This is a genomic window from Bacillus sp. FSL E2-8900 (assembly GCF_037966225.1).
Classification (GTDB): Bacteria; Bacillota; Bacilli; order Bacillales; family Bacillaceae_G; genus Bacillus_A; species Bacillus_A cereus.
The window spans coordinates 2,260,533-2,275,246 of sequence record NZ_CP150193.1 but is presented as its reverse complement, the minus strand read 5'-3'; the positions used below and the strand labels follow the sequence as shown (position 1 = coordinate 2,275,246).

The following is a 14,714-nucleotide window of genomic DNA, read 5'->3' as shown; positions in this document are numbered from 1 at the left end:
CCTTATTTAAGCGATATTTTTTGTAATTTCTTCATTACTTCTATTATATTATGTAAATTAATATTTAACATTATTAAATGATAAGTATTAATGACTTTCTGGTCAATACATATGCTTTATATTATGTAAATACAAAAACCGCATTCTTAATGAAAAGAATACGGTTTTTCATCTATAATTCTTCAATTGTAAAATTTAAAAACTCAGTCTCAAATCCCTTATTTTTAGAAGGACTACACGTGTAAAAACCTATTTTAATAGGCTCATTTCCTATATCCTCCATTAAATGAGCGATTCTTATTTGTTCCCATTGATGGCTCTTTTTCACATATATTGTATAATCACCGCGTTTTCGAATAATTCGAAAACGCAGTTGTTGCTTAGCTGCTTCAGTTGGATAATCTTGCGTTGACCAATCAGAATATCCATTATTCGTTACGACAGCACCTAAGTGAGATGGCCCTTCGGGGATATATTCTAAAGATGTTTTTAGCCAACAGTTCTCCGAAATCATAACAAAAAGACCTGCTTGATCGAATTTTGAATTTGGATTCATACGTAACTGAACTTCAGCTTGAAAGTCTGTCATCATCTCATTATAAAACACATGACCATTCATTACTTCAAAACCATAATGTGTTTTTAGCCAAAAATCAGTTTCTGCTTTCGAACGGACAATAAACGCATGATTATCATTAATTTTATAGTAATCAGGTACATTCATTATAGTGAGTTGCTCAATATGTTCTGGTATATACGATATATTCATAGCTCCTCCATAATAAAGCATTTATATAGACATTTAAAACTCCGCTAATACTGGGAATTTATAACCTTTAAAATCTAACTCTTTATCACTTCGAACCATTAAATACTTGCTAGACTGTACTTCTGTAAACTGTACATCCTCAACCCCTAATTGATCCGGAGAAAAATAAAATTCGATTTCCGTAAACCTTTCATTGATTTCTCCACATAATTCATCTAAAACCGGAAGTACTGGCGCAAATACTCCAAATAATTTCAACTTTTCATTGTCTACTTCATAAACGATTAGAGCATCTAGTTTCTCTGAATAATACAATTTCTCATTCCATTCCGAATCATACATATTCAAATAAAATGAAGGATGGAAGTTTAAAGTTGAAAAACTATTTGAAAGTCTTTGGCTACTATCAATAGTTTCATGTATTAACTGTCTATTCTCTATATTATAGAAATCTAACTTTTTAAGTAGTGAATCGTTATTATTAATATTTTTATCATATGGTATAGTCATCAAATATTCCTGCACAACTTTAAACCCAAATGCTGTATATAGTTCAGGTTTTTCTGTAAACAATAATGCACAGTCACATTTCTTATCAATTTCTTCTATCATTTTACCCATTAATTGTGTCATTAGCCCTTGTCTACGGAAATTAGGGTGTGTCATTACTGATTGAATACCCGCTGCATTTATTTTTTCACCATTAATTAATAATGGGAGTGAAAATGCCGCAACATTTGCAATCACTTTATCTTCTTGTAAAAACGATAAAGCTTTATATGTATCATCCCAATATCCTTTATCCGAAAAATCATTCAATGTTTGAGTTTTAATTCCAAACACTTCTTCAAATAAAGGAAATAACTGCTCTCTTTTCGGTTCTTCTATTAGAAGACTTGCCAATTTTTCAACATTCCCCATGTTGTACCTCCAAATATTAAATTCCATTAAATTAGATATACTTATATGACCTACTCTTAAAAATAGAGGTCTTACCAATCAATATACTATCATAAAACATAAAAAAAAGTCTAATTAATTTTATGTTTTGACTATTTGAAAATAAGTCGAATAAAACAATATTAAGATTTCTGGATATTAATTAGTTTATTATATAAAAATAGCGCTTTCTAATTAGCTTTTACTAATAGAAATACACTATTTATAATAAAATATTTTTATTCTTTTATCCCTTCAAGTCTTTCCTTCGTATTAATTTCTTCTCCACTTATACGCTTTTCAAAAGACTTTCTCCAACTATTTGAAAGTGCATTTACTTCTAATATCCTTTTTACCCCTTCAATATTTTGTTTTTCCTTATGCATGATACGATTAGCAAACGCTACTGAAACACCTTTTGGATCAGACTGTAGTTTTTTTAAGGTATCGACTGATGATACCCATCCTTCTTTTAATACACGAAAATAAAATCCTGTATATCCTGTTTCTTGAAAATATAGTGGTAACTTTGGAATATTATATTTTTTTGCTAATTTAAAACAAGGTTGCCTTGGCTGTGTTACCTGTACGATTGCCTGTCCTAGCTCAAACGTATCACCAATACAAACATCCTCTTCGCGCATACCACTAACTGTTATATTTTCTCCGAAAGCCCCATATACAAAATCTTGATTCAATTCTTTTTTCCAATATGGATAGTGATCACCAGTATAAACACAAACTGCTTTATCTACTCCTCCATGATGAACTAAGTCAGCTTGTCCATCCCCATTAAATTTTACAAAGGATAAATATACCGGTTCCTTTACTTGTTTCTTATTTATGCCTGTATGAATTACTTTTCCGCCGTATGTAACCTCTTTTGGTAATCCTATATTTAAAGATAATAATTGATATTCATTAGCCATTCTATTTCCTCCTTTACAGGTGTTACATGTATTTTCTCTCGATTAATTTTTACAAACCTCTCTGTTATATAAAGATGATTATAAAACCTCTAAAACCATTGTTCAATTCAATTATTTATATAATAATGATAGGTATAACCTATTATTATACTTGAGGTGATTCCAATCGAATTACGACAACTTGAATACTTTTTAGCTGTTTCAAAAGAATTACATTTCACAAAAGCAGCTGAAAAATTAAATATTTCACAGCCTTCTCTAAGTCAACAAATACGTGCATTAGAGCATGAAGTAGGAATGCCACTTTTCGATCGAATTGGTAAAAAAATATCATTAACTGAAGCAGGGAAGATTTTATTATCACATAGTAAAACCATTTTTCATGAAGTCGAACAAGCTCGTTCAGCTATTCAAGACCTAAACGGATTACAGCAAGGTTCCTTAACAATAGGGGCTTTGTTAACCGTCGTAAATTATTTACTACCACCAGCTATTTTAAATTTTAATAATTTATATCCTAATATAGAGCTTTCTGTATTAGGGCTTCGTACAGGAGATATTCGTGAAAAATTATTACAAAACGAACTAGATATTGGAATTACATTTCTCCCGGTGCAAGATAAAGAGATTATCTCCATCCCTCTATACAAAAGCGATCTTACATTGGTCGTGCCCACTGGTCATCGATTAGCTGAACGTAATCATGTATCTATTGCTGAATTACAGAACTACCCTTTAATTCTTTTACCTAAAAATTTCTTTTTAACCGAACTAATTACATCTCATTGTCAAAAGTTAAACTTTAAACCAAGGCCAATTTTAGAAATTAGTACGATGGAATCTTTAATCCAAATGGTTTCCAAAGGAATGGGAATTACAGTGTTACCCAAACCATATATAGACTTTTTACAAAATAAAAACATTCAAGCTATTAAAATAGAAAACCCTACTCCAATAATTGAAATAGGGCTAATTTATAGAAAAGATAAATATATGTGTGCTGCAACTCGAGAATTTATTGAGCAACTAAAAATCACAGTACGTTCTTTCCAAAACTAAACAAAAGAGATTATCCTATGAAACCGTTTCACAACAATTTAGTAGAATAATCTCTTTTCAAAACAAAGTAAACATTATATTTAACTCCTATAAACTTTAATGTACCCTTTTAGATATTGGAATATATTTTGTAAAATATGCACCAACTAGCAATAATACAATTGAAAATAACCAAGTAAAAGCACCGCCAAAATGAAACCAATATGCAAACATATTTAAGATTGCAAGTGAAAAGAAGCAAATAGAAGTTACCGCACTTTTCAATCCTTTTATCCCAGACTTTTTTCTCTTTTGATAAGCAATATACATCGCAATGACAAGAAAAAAGATAAGAACAAATGGTAACATAACCTTTAGTATTGATAATCCCTCCAGTATAAATGCACTCTTTACATCACCATCTTATCCCATTTATCTTTTAGGTATCAATTCATTCTTATCTTCCTTCCAAAAGTCAGTATAAGTTTTATTTTTAAAGTTCACGTTCACCTCAGAAAACGGCATACTTCCTCCAACTTTCAATGGATACCAGTCGTTTAAAAGTGGTGATCCGAAACAAATCTTCATTGTACAATCATGTAAATCGAATAATACAGAATGTAAAGTTCCAAACCATTCTTCATAGTTATGCACAGTAAGTCCAGCAGGATATTCTTCTTCTACTAACTTTTTTAAAGACTCTATGCTTACTTGTTCACATCTATTTAAATGCTCATGTAAAAGGTAATATCTCTTTGTTGATTGTTCTAATTTCCTATTATTTAATTTCTGAATTGATGAACTAACTGCATGGTTTGTTGATACAATAAAAGCTTGTTTTTCACCATCAATCGTTATTGTCGATTTATGACCGTCAAATATTTCAATATATGCTGCACTTAAAGGATCAGCTATTATTAAATTAATATTACTAGCAATTGGTATTTCTTCTATTAGTGACTTAGCTTCCTGCACATTTTTACATTTCTCCAACAACAATCGAATTACCGCAAAACACTGTAAACCATTTACCATTGGCTTTCTTGAACCTGCAATGTTTCCTACTGGTTGACCACATGCTGAAAATGTAACAGCTAATCCATGCTCGTTAACCCCTTCCGTTCGGCCAAAATATTGAGTAGAAAAGCCACTATGTGCATACGCACCTTCAACATGAGTTGAACAAAAACGCATATCATCTATTTTTGGTGACAAATCATAATTTCTTAATACATATGTGTGTTTTGAATCTGTCTTTTTAGGTAATACTGCACAATGACTACAACCTGCTTTCAATAGTGTTTGATAGTAATACATCATATTTTTTGAAGGAATTTTTAACACTTCACAAAACCCCTCAATTTCTTCATTTATGCCTGGACAATGTTTGTTTAGTATATTTCTCGATTCTGTCCAATGGTTATTAGATATTACATTTTCTTCGTGTATAAATTGCGGGATGAGATACGGATTTTGTTTCACGAATTCCCCTTGTTGCTTTCCAATCTCATAATAACTTCCTTTTAATGATGAAAAATACCCCTTTACTTGATACATCAAACTCCCCCTCACATTGGATATATCCATATCGTACCAAATGGATTTCATTCATCCTTGATGTTTTTTACTATCTTTCTTTAACACCATTCCATTTTAATATCTCCACTAATAATTATTTACTAGACAATTAAAGTTTTGTTAATATTGCTGTAATAGCTTTATTTCAAAATAAAGTAGTTTGGATATCAAATGAGCAAAATACTTTGTTAAACCCACTTATAAGCAATCATCTAATTCATGAAATCAAAAAACTTATTTATCAAAATAAAAGGAGAATTTATGTATGAGTAGTTGCAAACCAATTGATAAATTAACTATTGAGGACCTAAAACAAAACCCCATTTGGGAATGGGCAATAGATGAAGAGGAAAACGAAGAACATGACGAAACATGGGTAAAACCAGCGGCAACTACTAATTTTACAGAAGAATTAAACGGTTCAATCGTACTAGGCGAATTATTCTTACATAATGGTGAAAAATTCCCTATGATGTGTGAAATTGATATTGAAGGTGACGAGGCCGTAATTCGTTCTGTTGTTTATTATAAGGAAGCAAAAAATGAGTATATTGCTATAGAAGATATTGTGAAAACGGTCGAAATGCCGTTATCGATTATTATTAATCTTACAATTCATGCAGAATCCAAAACCTTACGCTTCACTGCACATAAAGTAGATATTTATAAAAATTCAATAACAACTAATTTAAAGTAAAGTTGGTCGAAATATAGAAAACCATTATGAAATAAAAACTGGGAAATCATTAACGATTTCCCAGTTTTTTAAACTATATTAAAGTATCCCCTTTTCCACTAAAGTCTCTGCGATTTGAACTGAATTCCAAGCCGCACCTTTTAATAAATTATCGGAAACAATCCAGAGGTGGAATCCGTTTGGCGTATCAGGATCTTTACGTATTCTTCCGACAAATGTATCTATTTTCCCTTCTGCATATAATGGCATTGGATACAGCTGTTCACTAGGGTTATCCTGCAAAATAACACCTGGTGCATCCATTAGTACTTCCTTGATTTCCGCAACGGTTACTTCTTTTTCCAGTTCTATATAAACCGATTCTGAATGCCCTGATACAACTGGAACACGTACACAAGTAGCTGCCATTTTCAGGTTTTCATCTTCTAATATTTTCTTCGTTTCTTGAATCATTTTTACTTCTTCAAAAGTAAAATCATTGTCTGTAAATATATCTACTTGAGGCAGTACATTAAACGCTATTGGGTAATGTTTTTTATCTTTTTTCGCCGGTAATATATTACTTTTCACTTCTTCACCAGCAAGCATAGACTTAGCCTGCTCTTGTAATTCATGAATCGCATGAATGCCAGAACCCGATACAGCTTGATATGTTGAAACGATAATTCTTTCTAAACCGAATGATTTTCGAATCGGCTGAAGTGCTGTTACCATCTGTAATGCTGAACAATTTGGAACTGCAATGATACCTTTATGCTGTTTTAAAGTGTGCGCATTTACTTCCGGAACAACGAGCGGTACATCTTGCGCCATTCGGTACTCACTTGTGTTATCAATTACAATCGCACCACTAGAAACTGCATGAGTTACAAATTGTCTAGATACTTCTCCCCCAGCGCTAAAAAAGGCAATATCTACACCTTCAAAGCTAGTTGTTTTTGCCTCTTGTATAATTATCTCTCGTCCTTTGAATCTTACTTTCTTACCAGCGGATCGTTTTGACGAAAGCAATGTAACTTCAACTATATTAAACTTTATTTCATTCTCTAACAGTTCAATAATTTTTTGCCCTACCGCACCTGTAGCCCCAATAACAGCTACATGATAGCCCTTTTTGTTCATCTTTTCTCCTCCAATATCACCTAAATGAATATTTCTACAATTTCATTTTATACAGAATTTAATCATTTGGAAAATTAAAATACATGATATAATCATTCACAAATCATGATAATAAAAGAGGGATCGCTTATGGAAATGAGACATGTTAAAACATTTTGCGCCATTGTGAAGTATGGTAATTTTTCTAAAGCTGCTCATGCGCTAGGTTATGCGCAATCTACTGTTACAGCACATATGAAAGCTTTAGAGAACGATTTACATATTCCACTTTTCGATCGGTTAGGGAAAAAAGTGCTACTTACAAAAGCAGGTCATCAATTTCATCCTTATGCATTAGAATTACTTTCAATATATGAAAAAGCGCAAGAAATCCCCCAAAACACAGATTATTTAGAAGGTACATTAAGTATTACATCTAATGAATCATTAGCGGTATATCGATTACCACAATTATTACGTACTTACAAACAGAAAAATCAGAAAGTAAATATCATGCTTGAAACGAACACAAATGAACAAGCATTACAAAAATTACGTGAAGGAGAAACAGACGCTGTCTTCATAATTGGAGAAAGTATAGAACATAATGATTTTATTACGCGTACTTTTAGTAATGAAACATTTGGATGGATTTTACCAGCTTATTCCTCTGCGCATACAAATCCATTCCAGTTATTACAGGACACCCAGTTCATTTTTACAGAACAAAGCTGCGGCTATAGGCCAATGGTAGATCGTTTTTTACGTCAAAGCGGGAATATTCCAGATAAAACATTTGAAACTTCCAATGTTGAAGTCATTAAACAATCCGTTATGTGTGAGTTAGGCATTTCAATTCTTCCTTATATCGTTGTACAAGAAAGTTGTCAAAAAGAACAACTATGTTTTCAGCCTATCGAAACTCCAACAGTTATTCAAAGTCATGTAATCTATCATAAATCTAGATGGATTTCCCCGGTGTTACAGTCGTTTCTTTCCTTACTTGAACGAGACTAAAATATTAAGACGTACATATAAAAAGAGTAATTGCCTAATAAGCAATTACTCTCTTTCATTAATTAGTATACTATTTATTAGTCTGTCCCCCACCTGCAATTAATTTACTACCTGAATATGTACCTTTGTTCATAAACACTTGATTAATTAATTCTTTTTGCTCAGCTTCCGACATTACTCCTTTTCCTTCTCCTAAATTCCCACTTTGTAATTTCCAAATCTTATTGTGATCCCCATCAACCTTTTCATATTTCCCTTGTTTCCATCGTTCTAAAATTTCTACATATGTACTTCCCTGCACAAGATCATTACTCTTTACAATATCAATTAAGCTTTCAATCCGCTCTTGTGTAATAAAAATATAGCCCCACTTTTGATCAGCTTTCGCTTTTTGATGTGCCATTTCATGTAATGCTGTCTGTATGTTCTCATCTGTCCATTTAAAATTTTTATTAAAACCACTATTTGGCAATGAATAATTGCCATTTTCTAAAAGCTTTGCATCTTCTGCTTTTACGTTACTATCAGCTAATACTTCTACTGCTGGAGCAGCTGGTGATGCCTTTTTCGCAGCTGGTTTACTATTATTTAAATAATGCAGCATACCATATGTTAAACCTACTCCGATTACCGCCATACCAGCTATAACACCTATTATTTTCAAAAATGTTTTCATCTCGCTTGTTTCCTCCCAAATATCTCTGTTCTGACTACCTAATTATTTCTTATATAAAAACTGTTACTTCATTCAAAATATCGCATCCCCTATCATATTATTTATATATACTTCCTCATATTGTATTTCTTTTTCTTTAAAATTGAAAGATTATTCTGTTAAATAATGAAAATATTCTACAAATTTTTCCTTTATATTTATAAAGAAACAAAAAAACAACGAGCGCGTTCTACAACACTCGTTGTTTTTACTTTATGCACGATTTTCTTTTAACCACTTCGTAATAGCATCTAACCTCGAAACATCAAAACGTCTTTCTTCACACATGTTCAAATTTTTTGAGTTTCTCACTATTTCTAATTCATTATTTCTTACACTTTTCGCCTCAATTAATTTACAATACCCATCTGTAACAGTATTTAAATTTTCATAATAACGCTGAAACGATTTTGATATATGTAAATGTTTTTCAAAGTTTCTTCTTCTTTTCGTCTCATCAGATACTTTCCGCTTTCTAAGTTCTTCATCGTTCGTATATAAATAAAAATATTGATCTGGAAAACCAATTTCCCTATTTATCATCTTTTCTTTATAAAAATTTTCTATTAAAGATAATGGCTGATTAAATATATCAAAATGAAAGCACCAATTATAACTAAGTGGTTGATATATATCCCCATCGAGTATTACTAATTCATATTGCTCTGACTTCTGAACAGCTATATTCCAGCGCTCAACTTGTTTTTCAAAATACCATGTTCTATGTTCATTTTTTGGCCTTTCAAATAAAGAATTCACTTCAGGTATTATATAAGCACCATAATTCTTTTCTAATTCACGGCACGTGGTACTTTTACCAACAGCGCTTGCTCCCTCAAATGCTATTATCCCCATAGTTTCCCCCTCTTTCATTAACTAAAATTTCGTTGTTTCGCTTTTCTTCCCCATAACTTTCTCCATAAAACAATTGAAGCGATAGTGAGCATGATTGTTGTAATGATACTACCTTCAATTCCGAACGTGCCTCCATGCAATGTTTCTGGTCCATTTGTTATAGACTTAAAAATTGGAGTAGAATATACAGTTGTGCCACTAACTGCAAAGCCATATACATTATATTGAGCCCAGTTCCAAATTGAGTGCCATGCACATATTCCCCACAGACCATCTTCTTTCAATACGTATAAAGCTGCGAAAACACCCACTAATATTATATTCGATATAGATAATATTGTAATTCCCGGATTAAGTAGATGAAGAAATCCAAATAAAAATGAAGTTACAATTATTCCAACCCATATACGACTTCTAACAGAAAGAACCGGGAATAACCAACCTCGTACAATAATTTCTTCCGTTGCCCCTTGTATTAAAAATGCAACTAGAGATCCTACTATTCCTACTATTACTGTTGAGGTAATATGTTGTACTTGCAATTTCATACTCCCCATTAATAATAGTAGAATAACTGGCGTTGAAATAAATACAAACCCTATTAACGCACCTTTTAAATACTTTCTCATCCATTTCTCTTTCCAAAAGCCAATGGATGAAAAAGGTCTTTTTTCTACAAAACGAACCCATATAAATAAAATAAATATAGCTCCGCCAAACGTTAACACCATTCTAACATTGTCATAAATACCTTTCATGAATATCGTTTCAGCTTTTGGTAAAAATAACATAAATAACATAAAAAGTTCGCCTAAAGTCAAAAATATAATGGCTAATATTACAGCAAAGACTGGATGCACCTTTTTTCTCCCTGCTTTTGCTGCTTCAATTATTATAAATGAATTATTTTTCACTTTCTTTTCTCCTTTTATAATATTTAACTACCAACAGTTAACAACCATATTTTACCATAAAAAATGCAATATTAATATTTACTCTAAGTTTTTCTTACATGATTTTGCATAAATCCAAATTAGGAATAATATATAAATAAAAGAGGTGCCTTTGTGCCTTTACTATTATCACCCAGATTACTCAGTGGTATTACCAGCACTTGCTATTTCCCACCATTTGTTGTAAGATAGTAATTAAGGTCAATTTAACACTATATTTTCTTTGCATATTATCAAGTATCAATCAGGGACATTTTGTACTCCTTATGGGTTTTTGATAATATGTGAACTTTTATTTTCATTCAAATAAGGCCGATCATATTGTAATTTTTCTACTTTTAGGAGGCATTACCATGACATTAACAGGTAAAGTAAAATGGTTTAACAGCGAAAAAGGTTTCGGTTTCATCGAAGTTGCAGACGGTAACGACGTATTCGTTCACTTCTCAGCTATCACTGGCGACGGCTTCAAGTCTCTTGACGAAGGTAACCGCGGACCTCAAGCTAAAAACGTTGTAAAGCTATAATTCAAACAATAAAAAGGTTGTTACCAGCAAGGTTAACAACCTTTTTAATATATAACTAAAATTTTTTACATAAAAGGAGTGGTTACATGTATCGCAATCGAAAGAACGATGTAGCAGAAGTACCACCAGAACAAACCCCTGTTTGGGAATGTGAATCAGAGGATTGTTTAGGATGGATGAGAAAGAACTTTTCATTTGAAGAAGAGCCTAAATGCCCTTTATGTAAAAGTAGCATGAAAAGCGGAGAACGTTTATTGCCTAAATTAGGTTAATTTATAATAAAAAAAAACCTCTTTTAATTAAGAGGGTTTTTTTTATTATAAATTTATGTCTTCAATATCAGTTCGCACTATAGAATACAATAATGCATCGTGTTGCTTATTTCCTTGATGAATATATCCGCGCAATAGACCTTCCTTTTGAAAGCCGATTTTAGATAACATTCTACAAGAAGTAACATTTTCAGGATATGTAATAGCTCCAATTCTAAACAAACCCAAATCTTTAAACCCATAATCAATAATTTCTCGAGCCGCTTCTGACGCATAACCATTTCCCCAATAACGAGGATGCAGGTCATATCCAATCTCAGATCGTTTACTCCATAATTGTAAATTGTTTAGTCCAATTGTTCCTATTAAAACGTTCGTTTCTTTTAACACAATTCCCCATCGTATTGCCTTTTTCTCAAAGTAATTTTTCGAAAAAGATTCGATCATACGTGAAGCTTGTCCAAACTCCGTAAAAGAATTCATACCGTAATAACACGTTACTTCATCCAATGAAAAGATTTCATATATTTTTTGACAATAAGATTGTTCTATTTCAACTAAACGTAAGCGTTCTGTTTCTAATATAGGAAATGCCATAGGATCACTCCTTTCTCTCTACTCATTCATTATATCAGAAAAAATATTTATAATTACTAAAGTCCTTATTGTTCCATAAATCAAACATTTCTAATGACGCATTCCCTCTTTATTCTATATACACGAATTGGATACCTTCTGATTACTACTCAAACATGACGCTATAATTTCCATAAATCGAATTTCAAATTATCAAGAACTGTAAAAAAAATTGTTTCTTCATTTTCTCCTTCCAAACAACCACCCTACCCCATACATTTATGGTAAAATATAGTTAATATATTATTTTATTGTGGAGGTGTAAATTTCCTATGTATATATTCATCGGCTTATCCCTCTTACTCATATTACTTATTTTTTTATTCGCAAAAAAATTCACACCAAACTCTTTCATGATGACTAACTTTAAAGGCAATAGCTTTAAGACATTTTCAATCGGTATTTTAATCGCTGCCATACTCTCACTTTCATATGGAACTTATCATGCAGTAACATATCAACCTAGTTATTTAGATATTAAATTAAAAAATCAAAACTACACTGTTTTCGGTAATGTAGGCGAATTCGGTTATTTCTCCGAAGAATTATTAAAAAAAGATACTGAAGTTCAACTATATTTCGTCTCTTGGAAAAAAATGCAGTTAAAAAATCCGGTAATACTTATAGAATATCCTTCAGGAAAACAAGAAACATGGAAGCCAAATATCGTATTAATACCGATAAGTAAATTACAAGAAAAACATGATATAAAAGATATTTATCAACTATCACCGTATTCATTTAAAGAATCTGGAGAAATAACATTAACAATAAAAGAAAACAATGTAAAAAACAATAAAATTTCCATTCAAATAAAATAAATAAAAACTGTTCCTTCATTTTGCTGAAGGAACAGTTTTTATTTATTCTACAGTATTATTTATTTAATGTAGCCATTATTTCATTGGCAATATTCTTTCCATTTCCAATACACGCACCAATTCCAACACCGTAATATGAGGCACCAGCTAAATATACATTTGGATAAAGATTTGTCATTTTTTCTTGCAATGCTTGAACCGCTTGATTATGTTCTAAATGATATTTCGGCATTAAATCTTTCCAATTTGTAACTTCAACTACTTCTGGTTCACCTTTAATTCCGAGACTCTTTTCAATATCATATAAAGCTACTCGTACTAATTCTTCTTCATTGTAATCCTTGATTGTTTCATATACAGGATTGGTACTCTTATAAAACATTCTAACTAATAATTTTTGTTTACCCGATGTATGTTTCCACTTTCGACTTGTCCATGTACAAGCATCACAATGTAAATCACTGTTTTCCGTTACAATAAACCCCGTACCGTCAGCTGGTAGTTGTTCATCTAGTATGTCAAATCCTAAATAAATACTAATAAGAGATGAGTTTTTAAATGTATTAAACTGCTCATTTAACTCATTAGACTGTAATAAAGTTTGTGCTATATCATGTGGAGCTGCTAAAACAACATAATCAGCTTGTATTGTTTCATGATTTGCAAAAGAAATCTCATATCGATCTTCTTGTTTACTTACAGCCGTCGTTATAGCACCTTTTTTTACGACAGTTTCAGTCAGCACTTCTTCTAAGCGATTAATTATCGTAGATAGTCCACCTTTAAATGATACGAATTTTTTATTTCCTGCTGATTGAAATTGTGTTTTATTCTCTTCAAAACCTTTAATAATACTTCCATACTTATTTTTATAATCCAGTAAATATGGTAATGTAGATGCCATTGTAAGCTCATTCAATTTACCAGAATATACACCTGAAAGCACAGGAGCAATTTGTCTTTCCACTAACTCTTTCCCTAAGAAACTTTCTAAAAATAGAGCAAGTGATGTATCTTTCGTAAACTCTTTATTTTTCGTTATAAAATCTTTTAAAGCTACGATTTTCCCCTTCGTTGAGACTAGCGTACTGCTAAACAACGACCGGGCGCTCATCGGTATCCCAAATATAGTATCAGAAGGAATCGGATGTAACATGTTTTCAGAATATATGTAAGAAATACCCGTTTCATTATATACCATTTCATCTTCTAAATTTAAATCTTTTACAAGTGGCATAACATATTCATTACGAGCAACGATTGAATCCGCTCCTGACTCCATAATGAAATCCTTTTCTTCCACACTATGGATTTTACCACCTAAATACTCTTCTTTCTCAATAAGAATTAAATTTAAAGCGATATTATAATCCTTTTTTAATTTTTCTAAATAAAACATAGTAGAAAGTCCCGTTATACCTCCACCGATAACAACAACTGTTTTCATATGTGCTGCGCTCCTAACCGATACAATTAATAATTCCTTTTTATTATAACCAAAAGTCCTTATATTCGACTAGCAAGTTGTGCATTCTGTAAGAAATTAGACAATATATTTGAATATATTGTCTAATTACCTAATAAAAAGAACTATAACATTTACAAACCCCGTCATAGTTCTCTTTATTTTAAAAACATAAAGTAATTGATTAATTTATCTAGTTCTTGACTCAATGCCAATACTTTTTCATGTTGAATTCCATAATCCGATACTAAATATAAAAGTTCTTCTTTTTTTATTTCAATTACTTTTTCCAATTTCGCTAGTTCCATGTCGTTTTACATCTCTCCAAAAATAAAATGTATGTATTTCAGTATAGCCTACTTACATAATTAGTAAAAGTAAAATACACATGTAAAATCTTAC

Annotated in this window: 18 protein-coding genes; 6 read left to right on the top strand and 12 right to left on the bottom strand. The window is 31.5% G+C overall.

Features of this window, described 5'->3' with window-relative positions; genetic code table 11:
* Positions 1 to 172 precede the first annotated feature (172 nt).
* The 3 genes from NST90_RS11775 to NST90_RS11765 all read right to left on the bottom strand — a co-directional run bounded on the left by NST90_RS11775 (position 173) and on the right by NST90_RS11765 (position 2,637).
* The gene (locus NST90_RS11775) at positions 173 to 769 is read right to left on the bottom strand and encodes a DUF1349 domain-containing protein (protein WP_001027670.1); all 597 of its coding nucleotides are present in this window, start codon (positions 767 to 769) and stop codon (positions 173 to 175) included.
* 33 nt (positions 770 to 802) lie between these two features.
* A complete protein-coding gene (locus NST90_RS11770; RefSeq protein WP_000528664.1) occupies positions 803 to 1,690 on the bottom strand; it encodes a GNAT family N-acetyltransferase in 888 nt (295 codons plus the stop codon).
* Between the two features lie 257 nt (positions 1,691 to 1,947).
* Positions 1,948 to 2,637, bottom strand: a complete 690-nt coding sequence (locus tag NST90_RS11765; RefSeq protein WP_001263000.1) for an MOSC domain-containing protein — start codon at positions 2,635 to 2,637, stop codon at positions 1,948 to 1,950.
* Between the two features lie 156 nt (positions 2,638 to 2,793).
* Between NST90_RS11765 and NST90_RS11760 the strand changes: the two genes are divergently transcribed.
* A complete protein-coding gene (locus NST90_RS11760) occupies positions 2,794 to 3,696 on the top strand; it encodes a LysR substrate-binding domain-containing protein (RefSeq protein WP_000612238.1) in 903 nt (300 codons plus the stop codon).
* A 96-nt stretch (positions 3,697 to 3,792) separates the two neighbouring features.
* Here NST90_RS11760 and NST90_RS11755 read toward each other — a convergent pair whose 3' ends face one another.
* Positions 3,793 to 4,044, bottom strand: a complete 252-nt coding sequence (locus NST90_RS11755; protein WP_000936605.1) for a hypothetical protein — start codon at positions 4,042 to 4,044, stop codon at positions 3,793 to 3,795.
* A 63-nt stretch (positions 4,045 to 4,107) separates the two neighbouring features.
* A complete protein-coding gene (locus tag NST90_RS11750; protein WP_044307217.1) occupies positions 4,108 to 5,232 on the bottom strand; it encodes a C45 family peptidase in 1,125 nt (374 codons plus the stop codon).
* A gap of 286 nt (positions 5,233 to 5,518) precedes the next feature.
* On the opposite strand from NST90_RS11750, the gene NST90_RS11745 reads away from it, so the two are divergent.
* Positions 5,519 to 5,950 carry a hypothetical protein gene (locus NST90_RS11745; protein WP_044307218.1) on the top strand — a complete coding sequence of 144 codons (432 nt, stop codon included), beginning with the start codon at positions 5,519 to 5,521 and terminating at the stop codon, positions 5,948 to 5,950.
* 78 nt (positions 5,951 to 6,028) lie between these two features.
* On the opposite strand, the gene NST90_RS11740 is transcribed toward NST90_RS11745, so the two are convergent.
* Entirely contained in the window at positions 6,029 to 7,072 is a 1,044-nt protein-coding gene (locus NST90_RS11740) for an aspartate-semialdehyde dehydrogenase (RefSeq protein ID WP_046392685.1), read from the bottom strand.
* A 129-nt stretch (positions 7,073 to 7,201) separates the two neighbouring features.
* On the opposite strand from NST90_RS11740, the gene NST90_RS11735 reads away from it, so the two are divergent.
* Positions 7,202 to 8,068, top strand: a complete 867-nt coding sequence (locus tag NST90_RS11735; RefSeq protein WP_000425902.1) for a LysR family transcriptional regulator — start codon at positions 7,202 to 7,204, stop codon at positions 8,066 to 8,068.
* Between the two features lie 70 nt (positions 8,069 to 8,138).
* Here NST90_RS11735 and NST90_RS11730 read toward each other — a convergent pair whose 3' ends face one another.
* The 3 genes from NST90_RS11730 to NST90_RS11720 all read right to left on the bottom strand — a co-directional run bounded on the left by NST90_RS11730 (position 8,139) and on the right by NST90_RS11720 (position 10,552).
* Positions 8,139 to 8,744 carry a PRK06770 family protein gene (locus NST90_RS11730; RefSeq protein WP_000846982.1) on the bottom strand — a complete coding sequence of 202 codons (606 nt, stop codon included), beginning with the start codon at positions 8,742 to 8,744 and terminating at the stop codon, positions 8,139 to 8,141.
* Between the two features lie 252 nt (positions 8,745 to 8,996).
* Positions 8,997 to 9,656, bottom strand: a complete 660-nt coding sequence (locus NST90_RS11725; protein WP_025709627.1) for an AAA family ATPase — start codon at positions 9,654 to 9,656, stop codon at positions 8,997 to 8,999.
* Positions 9,656 to 10,552, bottom strand: a complete 897-nt coding sequence (locus tag NST90_RS11720) for a type II CAAX endopeptidase family protein (protein ID WP_000794820.1) — start codon at positions 10,550 to 10,552, stop codon at positions 9,656 to 9,658. Before NST90_RS11720 ends, NST90_RS11725 begins: the two co-directional genes overlap by 1 nt.
* Positions 10,553 to 10,944: 392 nt before the next feature.
* Between NST90_RS11720 and NST90_RS11715 the strand changes: the two genes are divergently transcribed.
* The gene (locus NST90_RS11715) at positions 10,945 to 11,118 is read left to right on the top strand and encodes a cold shock domain-containing protein (protein WP_283748177.1); all 174 of its coding nucleotides are present in this window, start codon (positions 10,945 to 10,947) and stop codon (positions 11,116 to 11,118) included.
* A gap of 86 nt (positions 11,119 to 11,204) precedes the next feature.
* Positions 11,205 to 11,390 (top strand): cold-shock protein, encoded by a 186-nt coding sequence (locus NST90_RS11710; RefSeq protein WP_000286203.1) that lies wholly within the window; start codon positions 11,205 to 11,207, stop codon positions 11,388 to 11,390.
* A 45-nt stretch (positions 11,391 to 11,435) separates the two neighbouring features.
* Here NST90_RS11710 and NST90_RS11705 read toward each other — a convergent pair whose 3' ends face one another.
* Positions 11,436 to 11,987 carry a GNAT family N-acetyltransferase gene (locus tag NST90_RS11705; protein ID WP_000885398.1) on the bottom strand — a complete coding sequence of 184 codons (552 nt, stop codon included), beginning with the start codon at positions 11,985 to 11,987 and terminating at the stop codon, positions 11,436 to 11,438.
* Positions 11,988 to 12,298: 311 nt separating this feature from the next.
* Between NST90_RS11705 and NST90_RS11700 the strand changes: the two genes are divergently transcribed.
* On the top strand, positions 12,299 to 12,847 hold the full coding sequence (locus NST90_RS11700; protein ID WP_000275232.1) for a hypothetical protein: 549 nt from the start codon (positions 12,299 to 12,301) through the stop codon (positions 12,845 to 12,847).
* Positions 12,848 to 12,902: 55 nt separating this feature from the next.
* On the opposite strand, the gene NST90_RS11695 is transcribed toward NST90_RS11700, so the two are convergent.
* Both NST90_RS11695 and NST90_RS11690 read right to left on the bottom strand, forming a co-directional pair.
* The gene (locus tag NST90_RS11695) at positions 12,903 to 14,294 is read right to left on the bottom strand and encodes a protoporphyrinogen oxidase (RefSeq protein WP_000860337.1); all 1,392 of its coding nucleotides are present in this window, start codon (positions 14,292 to 14,294) and stop codon (positions 12,903 to 12,905) included.
* Between the two features lie 176 nt (positions 14,295 to 14,470).
* Entirely contained in the window at positions 14,471 to 14,620 is a 150-nt protein-coding gene (locus tag NST90_RS11690; protein ID WP_000417698.1) for an aspartyl-phosphate phosphatase Spo0E family protein, read from the bottom strand.
* Positions 14,621 to 14,714 lie beyond the last annotated feature (94 nt).